This window comes from Streptomyces sp. YS415, from assembly GCF_023544665.1.
Lineage (GTDB): Bacteria > Actinomycetota > Actinomycetes > Streptomycetales > Streptomycetaceae > Streptomyces.
Genome location: NZ_JAMJFL010000009.1, coordinates 155,393 through 169,869 on the forward strand (window position 1 = coordinate 155,393; position 14,477 = coordinate 169,869).

The following is a 14,477-nucleotide window of genomic DNA, read 5'->3' on the forward strand; positions in this document are numbered from 1 at the left end:
GCTGATGTATCGACTCGATACATCATGACGATAGAACGGCCTCCCGGCTGCGACAAGAGGGAGGAAGGTGAACGGGATCACATCACTGATTCATGGGATACGAGTTGCCTGATTTGGGGTGAACTTCGGTGCTAGGCAGGTTTTGACGGTGCGTAGTCTGTGCGCCATGCACACCACCGGGAACCAAGTGACGTCTGGGGGCGTCGTCGTCCTCGGTGCAGTACGGGTGAATGCGGGAGCGACCGCATCCGTACTTCGGGGGGACCGGAAACCTGCCGCCGTTTCCAGGCGCGTCACACGGGTGCGCCTGCCCGAGGAGTAGTCGTTCGATGAGCGAGCACCGTCGCAAACCGCCGCAGCCGCAGGGAGGCGGACGTGCCGCGGCCCGACGCGGCCAGTCCGGCTCGTCCTCCGGCCGCCGCGCGGCACCGCGAGGCGCCACCGGGTCACCCGCCGACTCCTATGGGACGAGTACCCATGGGTCGGAGTCGTACGGTGCGGGTGGTGAGGAGCGTCCGTACAGCGGTCGCGCCGAGGCCCGCCGCGCGGCCCAGAGAAGTGGGGGTGGCCGCCGCAGAGCGGCCGAGCCCGGCCGGGGTGTTCCCGGCGGCCCCGGGAGGGGGCGGGCCCGGGCCACCGGACCCGTCAAGAAGCGGATCGTCGACTATCCGCGCGCGGGCAGGTACGGCTGGCAGCGCTGGGTGCCGTCCTGGAAGCTCGTGTCCGGCCTGTGCGTGGGCTTCTTCGGCAGCCTCGTGGCCATCGCGGGCATCGGCTACGCCATGGTGGGCGTCCCCGACGTGGCCAAGACCGCCGAGGCGCAGAACAACGTCTTCTACTGGTCCGACGGCTCCCAGATGGTCGCCACGGGTGGTGAGACCAACCGACAGATCGTCAGTCTGGAGCAGATCCCCGAGGAGATGCGCAACGCGGTCATCTCCCAGGAGAACAAGACCTTCATGACGGACAGCGGCATCGACCCCAAGGGCATTGCCCGCGCCGTGCTCAACATGGCCAGGGGTGGCGAGACGCAGGGTGGCTCGACCATCACCCAGCAGTTCGTCAAGAACGCGATGCTGGACGACCAGTCGCAGACGATCTCCCGCAAGTTCCAGGAGATCTTCGTCTCGGTCAAGGTGGGCGCCAAGTTCTCCAAGGACCAGATCATGGCCGGCTACCTGAACTCCGCCTACTACGGACGCGGCGCCTACGGCATCCAGGCCGCCTCGCGGGCGTACTTCAACAAGGACTCCGTCGACCTCAACCCCGGGCAGTGCGCCTTCCTTGCCGCAATGCTCAAGGGAGCGACCTACTACGACCCGGCCGGTGCGGAGTCCATCGACCCGGCGGCCACGCGCGAGGCGAACAGCAAGCGGGCCCAGATCCAGATGCAGGACACGCTGGACAAGATGGTCGAGTACGGCCACCTCGACGCTGCGACCCGGGCCAAGTACACGGAGCTCCCGGAGTACCAGAACCCTCGGTCGAACACCGCGCTGAGCGGCCAGGTCGGCTACCTGGTCGACCTCGCCAAGGCGTACGTCATCAACAACACGAACATCACCGCCGAGGACCTCCAGCAGGGCGGCTACTCGATCTACACGACCTTCGAAAAGAAGAAGGTCAAGGAGCTCGAGGCCGCGGTCAAGAAGGTCCTGAAGGAGAACATCGACCCCAAGAAGCGCTCGAAGGACACCCACGTCCAGTTCGGCGGGGCTTCGGTGGACCCGGAGACGGGTGCCATCCGGGCGATCTACGGCGGTGAGGACGCGACCAAGCACTTCACCAACAACGCCGACGTCACCGGCGCCCAGGTCGGCTCGACGTTCAAGCCCTTCGTCCTCGCGGCCGCCATGAAGTGGGGTGTCCGTGATCCCGAGGGACTTCCGGAGCAGGCCCAGGACGAGCGGACCAAGGTGTCCCCGAAGAGCCTGTACAGCGGCCAGCACCACCTCAAGATCAAGAACTACGACGGGACCGTCTGGCACGACGACAAGGGCAAGGAGTGGCTCCAGGCCAACGACGGCGACGAGTCGCTCGGCGACCCGCCGAACTACCAGATCGACCTGCGCACCGCGATGCAGTTCTCGGCGAACTCCGCCTTCGTGCAACTCGGCATGGACGTCGGTCTGGACAAGGTGAAGGAGGCCGCCGTCGACGCGGGGATCAAGGAGGACACCCTGACGGGTACGACCTTCCCTTCCTTCTCCATCGGCATCTCCGAACCCAGCGCGATCCGCATGGCGGGCTCGTACGCCACGTTCGCGGCCAGCGGCAAGCAGCGTGAGCCGTTCTCCGTGACGGAGGTCAAGAGTGAGGCAGGCACGGTCTTCCGGCACAAGGTCCTGACGGAGCAGGCCTTCACCGCGCAGGTGGCCGACAACGTCACCGACGTGCTGAAGACCGTGGTCGAGAAGGGTACGGGTACCAGCGCCCAGCTGACCGGCCGGGAGGTGGCCGGCAAGACCGGTACCACCGACGGCAACAGGTCGGCGTGGTTCGTCGGGTACACCCCGCAGTTGTCGACCGCGATCAGCATGTTCCGTTACCCCGACGACGAGAAGATCAAGAACCGCAGGTTCCTGAAGATGTACGGCACGGGTGGCCAGCAGTCGATCCACGGCTCTTCGTTCCCGGCCGAGATCTGGCAGGACTACATGGAGCAGGCGCTGAAGGGGGAGCCTGCCAAGGCCTTCCCCACCCCGGAGCCCATCGGTGAGGTCATCAACGACGTCCCGGATCCGACGCCGACTCCCACGGTCAGCGAGACGGAGGAGCCCAGCCCGACGCCGACTCCGACACCCAGCCAGACGGAGCCCTCTCCGACGCCGTCCGCGAGCGAAACCTGTCAGTGGGGCTGGTGCGAGGACGACGGAGGCACGGACACCGGTGGCACGGACGGGGGCGTGACCACGTCTCCCTCGCCGACGGAGAGCAGTGATCCAGGCGGCGGAAACGGCAATGGCAACGGCAACGGCGGACTATTCGGCGGGGGCGACTCGACCGGTTAGTCCGGCCGGCCGGGAATCCGGTGGGCGTCCGCTTGGGCGCCATATCGCCCGCCGAGGGTGTTTCACGTGAAACATGGGCCGCCGCACCGACCAGGTGCGGCGGCCCTCGCCGTGTTCCCAGGCAGGTACGGCAGGATGTGCCCCATGCCCAGTGCAGAGACGACGCAATCGAGCGTGCACGAGCCGGACCCGGTGCGGCCGACCAAGGACGACGAGGTGGCCCGCAGCGGGAGTGAGCTGATCGGCGGCCCCATCGGCCGGCGTGCCCTGCTGGGGACGTCGTGGTGGACCCCGGTGCGGATCATCGCGCTCGTGGCGATCGGCGTGTTCACCCTCGGCCTGGTCCAGAAGGCGCCCTGCTACAACGGCGCCTGGTTCTTCGGCGCCAGCTCGCAGTACACGCACGCCTGCTACTCCGACATCCCGCACCTCTACCAGGGGCGTGGCTTCGCCGACGGCCTGGTGCCGTACTTCGACAGGCTCTCCGGGGACATGGAGTACCTCGAATACCCGGTGCTGACCGGGGTGTTCATGGAGGTCGCGTCCTGGCTCACGCCTGGCAGCGGCAGCATTCAGGACCAGGAGAAGTGGTACTGGATGGTCAACGCGGGGATGCTGATGGCCTGCGCGGCCGTCATCGCCGTCTGTGTGGCCCGTACGCATGCCCGGCGTCCCTGGGACGGACTGCTCGTCGCGCTGGCGCCCGCCTTCGCGCTGACCGCCACCATCAACTGGGACCTGCTGGCCGTCGCCCTGACGGCCGCCGCGATGCTGATGTGGTCGCGAGGCCGCCCGCTCGCCTTCGGCGTCCTCCTGGGGCTCGCCACGGCCGCCAAGCTCTATCCGGTCCTGCTGCTCGGCGCGCTGCTCGTGCTGTGCTGGCGGGCGGGGAAATGGCGGGACTTCGGCAAGGCACTGGGCGCTACGGCCGTGGCCTGGGCGGTCGTCAACGGCCCGGTGATGCTGCTCGCCTTCGACGGCTGGTCGAAGTTCTACACCTTCAGCCAGGAGCGCGGCGTCGACTTCGGGTCCTTCTGGCTGATCATGGCCCAGAACTCCAGTGACCCGCTCTCCACGGACACCGTCAACAACCTCGCCACGCTGCTGATGCTGCTGTGCTGCGCCGGTGTCGCCGCGCTCACGCTGACGGCACCGCGGCGGCCGCGGTTCGCGCAGCTCGCCTTCCTGATCGTGGCGGCGTTCATCCTCACCAACAAGGTCTACTCACCGCAGTACGTGCTGTGGCTGATCCCGCTGGCCGCGCTGGCCCGGCCCAAGTGGCGGGACTTCCTGATCTGGCAGGCCTGCGAGGTGGCGTACTTCCTGGGCATCTGGATGTACCTCGCGTACACGACCAGCGGAGACGCCCACAAGGGTCTGCCGACCGACGGCTACCACTGGGCCATCGTCGTGCATCTGCTGGGCACGCTCTACCTGTGCGCGGTGATCGTCCGGGACATCCTCATGCCGGAGCGGGACGTGGTGCGCCGGGCGGGTGACGACGACCCCTCTGGCGGTGTGCTCGACGGGGCCGAGGACGTCTTCGTGCTCGGTGCCGCGGCCCATCCGCCCAAGCACGCGGCGCACTTCGACGGGCCGCAGGTGGAGTGGGGCGGGCCGGGGACGGGCGAGCGTTCGCTCTGAGCGAACAACCTCAGAGCGGACAGCCCTCTGAGGGACGCGGATGACGCGAACGACCTGCGAGGGGCGTGGCCCGAACGACCTGCGGGGTGTGGGTGACGTGCGTGGCCGCCGAGGGCCGTGAGCGATGCGAAAGGCCGTGCGCGGGAGAACCGTGCACGGCCTTTCTGTTGCCCCGGCGGGCGATGCTCAGCGGTCGACGATGCGGTCGAACTGCGTGGTCGTGTGGCGCAGATGGGCCACCAGTTCGTCGCCCACCTTCGGCTCCGGCGCGTCCGAGGGCACGAACAGGATGGAGACCTGCATGTGCGGCGGCTCGGCGAACCAGCGCTGCTTGCCGCCCCAGACGAACGGAGAAAGGTTCCGGTTGACGGTGGCGAGGCCGGCCCGGGCGACGCCCTTGGCGCGCGGCATGACGCCGTGCAGGGCCTTGGGGGCCTCCAGGCCCACCCCGTGCGACGTGCCGCCCGCCACGACCACCAGGAAGCCGTCGGAGGCCGCCTTCTGCTGCCGGTAGCCGAAACGGTCACCCTTGGAGACGCGGGTGACGTCCAGGACGGCACCGCTGTACTCCGTGGCGTCGTGGTCGCCCAGCCAGAGCCGGGTGCCGATGCGGGCACGGAAGCGGGTCTGCGGGAACTGCTGCTGGAGCCGGGCGAGTTCATCTGCCTTGAGGTGGCTGACGAACATCGTGTGCAGCGGCAGCCGGGCCGCGCGCAGGCGGTCCATCCAGCCGATGACCTCCTCGACGGCGTCCGAGCCGTCGGTGCGGTCCAGCGGCAGGTGGATGGCGAAGCCCTCCAGGCGGACGTTCTCTATGGCGGAGTGCAGCTGCGGGAGGTCCTGCTCGCTCACGCCGTGCCGCTTCATCGAGGACATCACCTCGATGACCACCCGGGCCCCCACGAGGCCGTACACGCCGTCGATCGAGGACACCGAGCGGATGACCCGGTCGGGCAGCGGCACCGGTTCCTCGCCGCGCCGGTAGGGCGTCAGCACCAGCAGGTCACCGCCGAACCAGTCCTTGATGCGCGCGGCCTCGTAGGTGGTGCCGACCGCGAGGACGTCCGAGCCCAGCCGGGTGGCCTCCTCCGCCAGGCGTTCGTGCCCGAAGCCGTAGCCGTTGCCCTTGCAGACCGGGACGAGGCCCGGGAACTGCTCCTGCACGTGCTTGTGGTGCGCCCGCCAGCGCGCGGTGTCGACGTAGAGCGTGAGCGCCATGGCCGGACCTGGAACCTTTCTGGTGGCTGCGGTGTATCAGAGGTATGGAAGCTATCGAAGCAAATGCCTGGGGCTCAGCGGCGCGACATGTAGATGTCGAGCGCCTTGTGGAGCAGCTTGTTCAGCGGGAAGTCCCACTCGCCGAGGTATTCGGCGGCCTGGCCGCCGGTGCCCACCTTGAACTGGATCAGGCCGAAGAGGTGATCGGACTCGTCCAGCGAGTCGGAGATGCCCCGCAGGTCGTAGACGGTCGCGCCGAGCGCGTAGGCGTCGCGCAGCATCCGCCACTGCATCGCGTTCGAGGGCCGGACCTCGCGGCCGATGTTGTCGGAGGCGCCGTAGGAGTACCAGACGTGCCCGCCGACCACCAGCATCGTCGCGGCGGCCAGGTTCACCCCGTTGTGCCGGGCGAAGTACAGCCGCATGCGGTTGGGGTCCTCGGTGTTGAGGGCCGTCCACATGCGCTGGAAGTACCCCAGCGGGCGGGGCCGGAAGTGGTCGCGCACGGCCGTGATCTCGTACAGCCGCTGCCATTCCTCGAGGTCGTGGTAGCCGCCCTGGACGACCTCGACGCCCGCCTTCTCGGCCTTCTTGATGTTGCGGCGCCACAACTGGTTGAAGTTCTTGTGGACCTCTTCCAGGGAGCGGTTCGCCAGCGGCACCTGGTAGACGTAGCGCGGCTGGACGTCGCCGAAGCCGGCTCCGCCGTCCTCACCCTGCTGCCAGCCCATACGGCGCAGCTTGTCGGCGACCTCGAAGGCGCGCGGCTCGATGAAGTCGGCCTCGATGTCACGCAGCCGCTTCACGTCGGGGTTCTGGATGCCCTGCTTGATGGAGGGCGCCTCCCAGCGCCGGATGATCACCGGCGGGCCCATCTTCACGGAGAAGGCGCCCTGCTGCTTCAGGTGCGCGAGCATCGGCTCCAGCCAGTCGGTCAGGTTCGGCGCGAACCAGTTGATGACCGGGCCCTCGGGCAGATAGGCGAGGTAGCGCTTGATCTTGGGCAGCTGGCGGTAGAGCACCAGGCCCGCGCCGACCATCTCACCGGTCCGGTCGTCGAACCACCCGAGGTTCTCGGAGCGCCACTCCGCCTTGACATCGGCCCAGGCCGGAACCTGCATGTGGCTCGCCGACGGCAGGCTCTGGATGTATGCCAGATGCTGCTCGCGACTGATCGTCCTCAGGGTCAGGCTCATTCGGGGCGCTCCTCGGGCTGGTGTGTCCCCATGGGTTCAGGGGCTCCGGCTCTCGCGCCGAAGCCTACTGCGCCTCGTGAGCGGCCTGACTGGGCGTACGGCAGCTTCGCCCCGGCTTTTGGGCCACCGGGGCGATCGCCGGCGCTGTCGGAGGGCTGTGAGGGTCCCTGGCGTCAGCCCACGACCCCGCCGAAGAGACCACCGTGCGCCATGCCCAAGAAGAAGCCGATGCTCGCGGCGCCCAGTCCCAGGATCAGGCCGAAGCGCTCACGTGTCGTCTCCGACACCCACTGGCCGTAGGCGCCGGTGGCGATCCCCAGCAGGCCGGTCCAGGAGCTGAGCAGGTGCAGGTCGTGGAACATCGCCGAGACGAAAGACGTGAGGCCCAGCACCAGGGTCACCGCGAGCAGGGCGTCCTGGAGAGGGTGGGGCTTTCCGTCCGTGGCGAAGAGGCCTCCGACGGTGTTGGGTCGCATTGCTTGTGCCATAAGGCACCTCCTGCGGAAGGCGGCGCATCGTAGCGCCATACACACCCGATGTATTCAGATTGTGGGCGCTCACGGCCGGATTTCAACCGGAAGCGGGTGTGCGGGTAGTCTGTAGCGTCTGCACCGATGTCTGCCCATGTCACCGCCGGGACTCCTGAGAGGGACCCCGATTGTCAGTGGCGGCGGATACCGTTGCGTACGCATCAACAACCCTCCTGCCACGGAACGACCGTGGCCGCTGAGTCCAAAGGAGGTGGGTTCCACATGCGTCACTACGAGGTGATGGTCATCCTCGACCCCGATCTGGAGGAGCGCGCTGTCGCCCCCCTGATCGAGAACTTCCTCTCCGTCGTCCGTGAGGGCAACGGAAAGGTCGAGAAGGTCGACACCTGGGGCCGTCGTCGTCTCGCGTACGAGATCAAGAAGAAGCCCGAGGGCATCTACTCGGTCATCGACCTGCAGGCCGAGCCTGCGGTCGTCAAGGAGCTCGACCGCCAGATGAACCTGAACGAGTCGGTCCTCCGGACCAAGGTCCTCCGTCCCGAGACCCACTGAGCTCCGCTCAGTTGATCTCGGGTTCCGAGTAGCAGCACTAGCAGCCAGCAGCAAACCCGCCGAGAGGTTCCCCCATGGCAGGCGAGACCGTCATCACGGTCGTCGGCAATCTTGTCGACGACCCCGAGCTGCGCTTCACCCCTTCCGGTGCGGCGGTCGCGAAGTTCCGTGTCGCGTCCACTCCCCGCACCTTCGACCGTCAGACCAATGAGTGGAAGGACGGCGAAAGCCTGTTCCTGACCTGCTCGGTCTGGCGTCAGGCGGCGGAGAACGTCGCCGAGTCGCTCCAGCGAGGCATGCGCGTCATCGTGCAGGGCCGGCTGAAGCAGCGGTCCTACGAGGACCGTGAGGGCGTCAAGCGCACGGTCTACGAACTGGACGTCGAGGAAGTCGGCGCCAGCCTGCGCAACGCCACGGCCAAGGTCACCAAGACCGCCGGCCGCAGTGGCCAGCAGGGCGGTGGCTTCGGTGGCGGTGGCGGCGGCGCCCAGGGTGGCGGCGGCTGGGGCGGTGGCCCCGGCGGCGGTCAGCAGGGTGGCGGCGCTCCCGCCGACGACCCGTGGGCGACCGGCGCTCCCGCCGGTGGCCAGCAGGGCGGCGGCGGTGGCGGTGGCTGGGGTGGAAACTCCGGCGGCGGCGCTGGCGGCGGCTACTCGGACGAGCCCCCCTTCTAGGCCCTCGGGCCAAGGGTGGGCCGTACCCCCACTTCTTGATCACACAGGAGATACACCATGGCGAAGCCGCCTGTGCGCAAGCCGAAGAAGAAGGTCTGCGCTTTCTGCAAGGACAAGGTCACGTACGTGGACTACAAGGACACGAACATGCTGCGGAAGTTCATTTCCGACCGCGGCAAGATCCGTGCCCGCCGCGTGACCGGCAACTGCACGCAGCACCAGCGTGACGTCGCCACGGCTGTGAAGAACAGCCGTGAGATGGCGCTGCTGCCCTACACCTCCACCGCGCGATAAGGGAAGGGTGACCGACTAATGAAGATCATCCTCACCCACGAGGTCTCCGGCCTCGGTGCCGCGGGCGACGTCGTCGACGTCAAGGACGGTTACGCTCGCAACTACCTGATCCCGCGGAACTTCGCGATCCGTTGGACCAAGGGTGGCGAGAAGGACGTCGAGCAGATCCGTCGTGCTCGCAAGATCCACGAGATCCAGACCATCGAGCAGGCCAACGCTGTGAAGGCCCAGCTCGAGGGTGTCAAGGTCCGTCTGGCCGTCCGCTCCGGCGACGCCGGTCGTCTCTTCGGTTCCGTCACCCCGGCCGACATCGCTTCCGCGATCAAGGCTTCCGGTGGCCCCGAGGTCGACAAGCGCCGCATCGAGCTCGGTTCGCCGATCAAGACCCTGGGCGCTCACGAGACGTCCGTGCGTCTGCACCCCGAGGTTGCCGCCAAGGTCAACATCGAGGTCGTCGCGGCCTGATCGCCGCGCTCGGCTCGAAGAGCTGAGAGAAGGGGCCGCGCCCATGGGGTGCGGCCCCTTCTTCGTGCCTGTTGCTTTGGTGTGGCTGTCGTAGCGGGGGTCGGGTCCTTGCTGTCGGCGAGGGCTCGGCCATGTTTCACGTGAAACGTCGGTTTCACGTGAAACAGTCAGCGCGTCGCGCCCGTGACGATCCATCGGCCGGAGCGGGCGCGGAGCCAGAGGGTCACCATCCGGACCGTCATCATCAGAGTCATCGCTCCCCAGACCGCGGTCAGTCCACCGCCGAGAACGGGAACGAGCAGGGCGACCGGAGTGAAGACGGCGAGGGTGACCACCATGGCCCACGCCAGATACGGGCCGTCGCCCGCACCCATCAGTACGCCGTCCAGGACGAAGACCACGCCGCAGATCGGTTGTGAGAGCGCCACCATGAGCAGCGCCGGCAGCGCGGTGTCCTGCACGACCGAGTCGCTCGTGAAGAGCGGCAGGAACACGGGCCGCGCGAGCACCACGAGCAGGGCCAGGACCACACCGGCGGCGATGCCCCACTCGACCATGCGGCGACAGGCGGCGCGGGCGCCGTCGGCGTCGCCCGCACCGAGGTAGCGGCCGATGATCGCCTGGCCCGCGATGGCTATCGCGTCCAGCGCGAAGGCCAGCAGGCTCCACAGGGACAGGATGATCTGGTGGGCCGCGATGTCGGAGTCCCCGAGGCGGGCGGTGACCGCGGTGGCGATCAACAGGATGGCGCGCAGCGAGAGCGTCCGCACCAGGAGCGGTACACCGGCCTGGGCGCAGGCCCTGATTCCGGCCGCGTCGGGACGCAGGGAGGCATGGTGCTTGCGGGCTCCGCGGACGACGACCACGAGATAGGCGGCGGCCATGCCGCACTGGGCGATGACGGTGCCCCAGGCGGATCCGGCGATCCCGAGGTCGGCGCCGTAGACGAGGCCGACGTTGAGGACGGCGTTGGCGATGAAGCCGGCGAGGGCGACATAGAGGGGTGTCCGGGTGTCCTGGAGTCCGCGCAGGACACCGGTGGCGGCGAGGACGACGAGCATCGCCGGTATGCCGAGGGCGGAGATCCGGAGATAGGTGGTCGCGTACGGGGCTGCTGTGTCGGAGGCGCCGAAGAGTTCCACGAGGAACGGCGCTGTGGGCAGGACGACCGCGATGACCGCAGCGCCGAGGAGGAGGGCGAGCCAGATGCCGTCCATGCCCTGGCGGATGGCGGACTGAAGATCACCGGCGCCGACGCGTCGGGCGACGGCCGCGGTGGTGGCGTAGGCCAGGAAGACGAAGACGCTCACGGCGGTCATCAGGAGCGCGGAGGCGACGCCGAGGCCGGCGAGTTGCGCGGTGCCGAGGTGGCCGACGATGGCGCTGTCGGCCATGACGAAGAGGGGCTCGGCGACCAGTGCGCCGAAGGCCGGGACGGCCAGCGCGATGATCTCTCGATCGTGCCGGCGGCGGATGGCCTTGGGGGTCGGAGGAGCCTGTGTCATGAGCACCAATCTAATCGTCCACAGGTAAGAGATGCAATGGATGAGTGACCCTTACTGTTCGTCTCACACCGTGTGCTCTCGCGCACCGTTCGAAGTGATCTTGCGCCGACTGGGAATCTTTTTCTTCTGCACAGCCGGTGGACGGGAAAGGTGCAGGTCAGGCCGGGTGATTCAGAAAGCGGGTCGGCTTGTTCACAGGGCTGTCCACCGGGTCGTGCACAGGTTTTGCGGAGTTCTCCACAGCATCCGGGCCGTCGTCCACATGGCCTGTGGATAACCAGATTGGCTGACGGTGCTGCGGGGCCTACCGTGGTCCGGCGCCCGCTCCGTCCGTCGGTCGAGAAAACGAGACAAAACCGACGAGCCAGAACCGGAGTTGGGCGTCTTATTTGTCAGTGGCGTGCCGTAGAAATGAGAGGCACGCGAGGGTCCGCTCGGCGGACGGGAGGAGGTGGCTCGGTGAGTATTTCCGAGCCCTTGGACGACCCGTGGGCCGACAGTGGGCCCAGTGATCGTCTGCCTGCCTCCCGGCGCCGCAGCGACGGGGGCCGGGGCCGGGACGAGCAGCACGACCGCGGCCGGGAGAGCGGCGAGTGGGACGGCGGCGGTTCGGCCTTCGAGCGGGTGCCGCCCCAGGACCTGGACGCCGAGCAGTCCGTCCTCGGCGGCATGCTCCTGTCCAAGGACGCCATCGCGGATGTCGTCGAGGTCCTCAAGGGCCATGACTTCTACAAGCCCGCGCACGAGACGATCTTCCAGGCGATCCTGGACATCTACGCCAAGGGCGAGCCGGCCGACCCCATCACCATCGCCGCCGAGCTCACCAAGCGCGGCGAGATCAACAAGGTCGGCGGCGCCTCGTATCTGCACACCCTCGTCCAGACGGTGCCGACGGCGGCGAACGCCGAGTACTACGCGGAGATCGTCCACGAGCGCGCCGTCCTGCGCCGCCTGGTGGAGGCCGGAACCCGCATCACCCAGATGGGATACGCGGCCGACGACGACGTCGACGAGATCGTCAACCGCGCCCAGGCGGAGATCTACGCCGTCACCGAGCAGCGCACCAGCGAGGACTATCTGCCGCTCGGCGACATCATGGAGGGCGCGCTCGACGAGATCGAGGCGATCGGCTCGCGGACCGGCGAGATGACCGGTGTGCCCACCGGGTTCACCGACCTCGACTCGCTCACCAACGGCCTGCACCCGGGCCAGATGATCGTCATCGCGGCCCGTCCCGCCATGGGAAAGTCCACGCTCGCCCTGGACTTCGCACGGGCGGCGTCGATCAAGCACAACCTCGCGAGCGTCATCTTCTCCCTCGAAATGGGGCGCAACGAGATCGCGATGCGTCTGCTGTCGGCCGAGGCGCGGGTGGCCCTGCACCACATGCGCTCCGGCACCATGACGGACGAGGACTGGACCCGTCTGGCGCGCCGGATGCCCGAGGTCTCGGCCGCGCCGCTCTACATCGACGACTCCCCGAACCTGTCGATGATGGAGATCCGCGCCAAGTGCCGCCGGCTGAAGCAGCGCAATGACATCAAGCTCGTGATCATCGACTATCTCCAGCTGATGCAGTCCGGTGGCTCCAAGCGCTCCGAAAGCCGTCAGCAGGAGGTCTCGGACATGTCCCGTAACCTCAAGCTGCTGGCCAAGGAGCTGGAGGTCCCGGTGATCGCGCTCTCCCAGCTCAACCGTGGACCCGAGCAGCGCACCGACAAGAAGCCGATGGTGTCCGACCTGCGTGAGTCCGGTTCCATCGAGCAGGACGCCGACATGGTGATCCTGCTGCACCGCGAGGACGCCTACGAGAAGGAGTCCCCGCGCGCGGGCGAGGCGGACATCATCGTGGGCAAGCACCGTAACGGTCCGACGGCGACGATCACGGTGGCCTTCCAGGGCCACTACTCCCGCTTCGTCGACATGGCGCAGACCTGATCCGTCCGCTCCGCGGTTATGCGCTCGACTCCCCGGCCCCGGCGGGGTGGACTGGGGGGATGACGACACCTCAGGAAGAGTTGCTGCCCGGGACCCGGCGGGCGCTCTCGCACCGGATCGCCGTGGCCCAGTCCGAGGGGCGGGCGCCCTCGCTGGTCGCGGCGGTCGTACGGGACGGGCGCGCGGTGTGGCACGGATCCCGGACCTCGGTCGAGGGGCACGGTCCCGACGAGAACGTGCAGTACCGGATCGGCTCGATCACCAAGACCTTCACGGCCGTTCTGGTCATGCGGCTGCGCGACGAGGGGCTGCTCGACCTCGGTGACCCGTTGGAGAAGCACCTGCCGGGGACCGGCGCGGGGGAAGCCACGGTCTCCGAACTGCTCGCCCACACCGGTGGCCTGGCCGCCGAGTCCCCGGCGCCCTGGTGGGAGCGGACACCCGGCTCGATGCGGCCCGAACTCGCCGATGTACTGGGAGAACAGCCCCTGCTGCATCCCGTGGGCCGGCGCCACCACTACTCCAACCCCGGCTACACCTTGCTCGGCGCGCTGGTGGAGAAGCTGCGGGGGGCGCCCTGGGAGGACGTACTGCGCAGTGAGGTGCTCGAACCCCTGGGTCTGCACCGCACCAGCGGGCGGCCGAAGGCGCCGCACGCGGGCGGCTGGGCGGTGCACCCCTGGGCCGATGTGATGCTGCCGGAGCCCGCGGAGGACCTCGGGCGGATGGCCCCGGCCGGTCAACTGTGGTCCACCACAGGCGACTTGGCGCGGTTCGCGGCCTTCCTGGTCGACGGGGACGACCAGGTGCTGAGCGCGGCGAGCGTACGGGAGATGCGGCAACCGGCCGCGCCGGGCGAGTCCGCGGATGTCGCCGAGGGGGCCGCGTACGGACTGGGGCTTCAGATCCAGCACCGGCACGGGCGGCTGCTCGCCGGGCACTCGGGGTCGCTGCCGGGCTTCCTGGCGAGCCTCTTCTTCAGCAAGAGCGATGATGTCGCGGCGGTGGTGCTCGCCAACTGCACCTCCGGTCCGCTGCTCTCCCTGGTCGCCGCGGACCTGATCCGCATCGTCGCCGAGGCGGAGCCGCGGATCCCCGCACCCTGGCGGCCCATGGCCGAAGTCGATCCGGCCGTACTGGAATTGGCGGGCCAGTGGTATTGGGGGACGCATGCCTTCGCGCTGCGGCTGACGGCCGACGGGCTCGTCTCACTGGAGCCGCTGTCCGGCAAGGGCCGGCGTTCACGGTTCCGGGCGAACGGTGACGGCACCTGGACCGGGCTCGAGGGCTACTACGCCGGAGAGCTCCTCCAGGCCGTACGGCGGCCCGACGGGAGCGTGAGCCATCTCGACCTCGGGTCGTTCGTCTTCACGCGTCAGCCGTACGACGAGGGGGCTCCGGTGCCGGGTGGAGTGGACCCGGAGGGGTGGCGGGGGATGTCGTAGCGGCTGCCGGGGCGAGAGCGTCCGGTCTCGGCCTTGCTTCCCGC

12 protein-coding genes are annotated in these 14,477 nt (G+C 68.3%); 8 read left to right on the top strand and 4 right to left on the bottom strand.

The annotated features are described in order from the left end of the window. Positions 1 to 329: 329 nt before the first annotated feature. Both M8H82_RS14040 and M8H82_RS14045 read left to right on the top strand, forming a co-directional pair. Positions 330 to 3,011: a transglycosylase domain-containing protein gene (locus tag M8H82_RS14040; protein WP_250073662.1), complete on the top strand. Its 2,682-nt coding sequence runs from the start codon at positions 330 to 332 to the stop codon at positions 3,009 to 3,011. A gap of 144 nt (positions 3,012 to 3,155) precedes the next feature. Next, the gene (locus M8H82_RS14045) at positions 3,156 to 4,655 is read left to right on the top strand and encodes a glycosyltransferase family 87 protein (protein WP_250073664.1); all 1,500 of its coding nucleotides are present in this window, start codon (positions 3,156 to 3,158) and stop codon (positions 4,653 to 4,655) included. A gap of 186 nt (positions 4,656 to 4,841) precedes the next feature. Here the strand turns inward: M8H82_RS14045 and M8H82_RS14050 are convergent, their stop codons facing one another. The 3 genes from M8H82_RS14050 to M8H82_RS14060 form a co-directional block, all read right to left on the bottom strand. Continuing rightward, a complete protein-coding gene (locus M8H82_RS14050; RefSeq protein ID WP_250073666.1) occupies positions 4,842 to 5,873 on the bottom strand; it encodes an alanine racemase in 1,032 nt (343 codons plus the stop codon). Positions 5,874 to 5,947: 74 nt separating this feature from the next. After that, a complete protein-coding gene (gene femX, locus M8H82_RS14055; protein WP_250073668.1) occupies positions 5,948 to 7,069 on the bottom strand; it encodes a peptidoglycan bridge formation glycyltransferase FemX in 1,122 nt (373 codons plus the stop codon). Positions 7,070 to 7,242: 173 nt separating this feature from the next. Beyond that, complete coding sequence (locus M8H82_RS14060) at positions 7,243 to 7,557, bottom strand: hypothetical protein (RefSeq protein ID WP_250073671.1); 315 nt, start codon at positions 7,555 to 7,557, stop codon at positions 7,243 to 7,245. Positions 7,558 to 7,821: 264 nt separating this feature from the next. On the opposite strand from M8H82_RS14060, the gene rpsF reads away from it, so the two are divergent. The 4 genes from rpsF (at position 7,822) to rplI (ending at position 9,545) form a co-directional block, all read left to right on the top strand. Continuing rightward, positions 7,822 to 8,112, top strand: a complete 291-nt coding sequence (gene rpsF, locus M8H82_RS14065; RefSeq protein ID WP_003956532.1) for a 30S ribosomal protein S6 — start codon at positions 7,822 to 7,824, stop codon at positions 8,110 to 8,112. A gap of 74 nt (positions 8,113 to 8,186) precedes the next feature. Further along, the gene (locus M8H82_RS14070) at positions 8,187 to 8,786 is read left to right on the top strand and encodes a single-stranded DNA-binding protein (RefSeq protein WP_250073673.1); all 600 of its coding nucleotides are present in this window, start codon (positions 8,187 to 8,189) and stop codon (positions 8,784 to 8,786) included. A 57-nt stretch (positions 8,787 to 8,843) separates the two neighbouring features. Beyond that, positions 8,844 to 9,080 carry a 30S ribosomal protein S18 gene (gene rpsR / locus M8H82_RS14075; protein ID WP_003949403.1) on the top strand — a complete coding sequence of 79 codons (237 nt, stop codon included), beginning with the start codon at positions 8,844 to 8,846 and terminating at the stop codon, positions 9,078 to 9,080. Positions 9,081 to 9,098: 18 nt separating this feature from the next. After that, positions 9,099 to 9,545 carry a 50S ribosomal protein L9 gene (rplI, locus tag M8H82_RS14080; RefSeq protein WP_250073675.1) on the top strand — a complete coding sequence of 149 codons (447 nt, stop codon included), beginning with the start codon at positions 9,099 to 9,101 and terminating at the stop codon, positions 9,543 to 9,545. 167 nt (positions 9,546 to 9,712) lie between these two features. Here the strand turns inward: rplI and M8H82_RS14085 are convergent, their stop codons facing one another. Further along, positions 9,713 to 11,050 carry an MATE family efflux transporter gene (locus tag M8H82_RS14085; RefSeq protein ID WP_250073677.1) on the bottom strand — a complete coding sequence of 446 codons (1,338 nt, stop codon included), beginning with the start codon at positions 11,048 to 11,050 and terminating at the stop codon, positions 9,713 to 9,715. Positions 11,051 to 11,509: 459 nt separating this feature from the next. Between M8H82_RS14085 and dnaB the strand changes: the two genes are divergently transcribed. Both dnaB and M8H82_RS14095 read left to right on the top strand, forming a co-directional pair. Then, complete coding sequence (gene dnaB / locus M8H82_RS14090) at positions 11,510 to 12,988, top strand: replicative DNA helicase (RefSeq protein ID WP_250073678.1); 1,479 nt, start codon at positions 11,510 to 11,512, stop codon at positions 12,986 to 12,988. Positions 12,989 to 13,047: 59 nt separating this feature from the next. Then, the gene (locus tag M8H82_RS14095) at positions 13,048 to 14,433 is read left to right on the top strand and encodes a serine hydrolase (protein ID WP_250073680.1); all 1,386 of its coding nucleotides are present in this window, start codon (positions 13,048 to 13,050) and stop codon (positions 14,431 to 14,433) included. The last annotated feature ends 44 nt before the right edge of the window (positions 14,434 to 14,477 follow it).

Bases quoted from the DNA above. Each gene is read 5' to 3' on its own strand.
- rpsR (WP_003949403.1), top strand. From the start codon at position 8,844: ATGGCGAAGCCGCCTGTGCGCAAGCCGAAGAAGAAGGTCTGCGCTTTC.
- M8H82_RS14070 (WP_250073673.1), top strand. From the start codon at position 8,187: ATGGCAGGCGAGACCGTCATCACGGTCGTCGGCAATCTTGTCGACGAC.
- M8H82_RS14040 (WP_250073662.1), top strand. From the start codon at position 330: ATGAGCGAGCACCGTCGCAAACCGCCGCAGCCGCAGGGAGGCGGACGT.
- M8H82_RS14050 (WP_250073666.1), bottom strand. From the start codon at position 5,873: ATGGCGCTCACGCTCTACGTCGACACCGCGCGCTGGCGGGCGCACCAC.
- rpsF (WP_003956532.1), top strand. From the start codon at position 7,822: ATGCGTCACTACGAGGTGATGGTCATCCTCGACCCCGATCTGGAGGAG.
- M8H82_RS14085 (WP_250073677.1), bottom strand. From the start codon at position 11,050: ATGACACAGGCTCCTCCGACCCCCAAGGCCATCCGCCGCCGGCACGAT.
- M8H82_RS14060 (WP_250073671.1), bottom strand. From the start codon at position 7,557: ATGGCACAAGCAATGCGACCCAACACCGTCGGAGGCCTCTTCGCCACG.
- M8H82_RS14095 (WP_250073680.1), top strand. From the start codon at position 13,048: ATGACGACACCTCAGGAAGAGTTGCTGCCCGGGACCCGGCGGGCGCTC.
- M8H82_RS14045 (WP_250073664.1), top strand. From the start codon at position 3,156: ATGCCCAGTGCAGAGACGACGCAATCGAGCGTGCACGAGCCGGACCCG.
- femX (WP_250073668.1), bottom strand. From the start codon at position 7,069: ATGAGCCTGACCCTGAGGACGATCAGTCGCGAGCAGCATCTGGCATAC.
- rplI (WP_250073675.1), top strand. From the start codon at position 9,099: ATGAAGATCATCCTCACCCACGAGGTCTCCGGCCTCGGTGCCGCGGGC.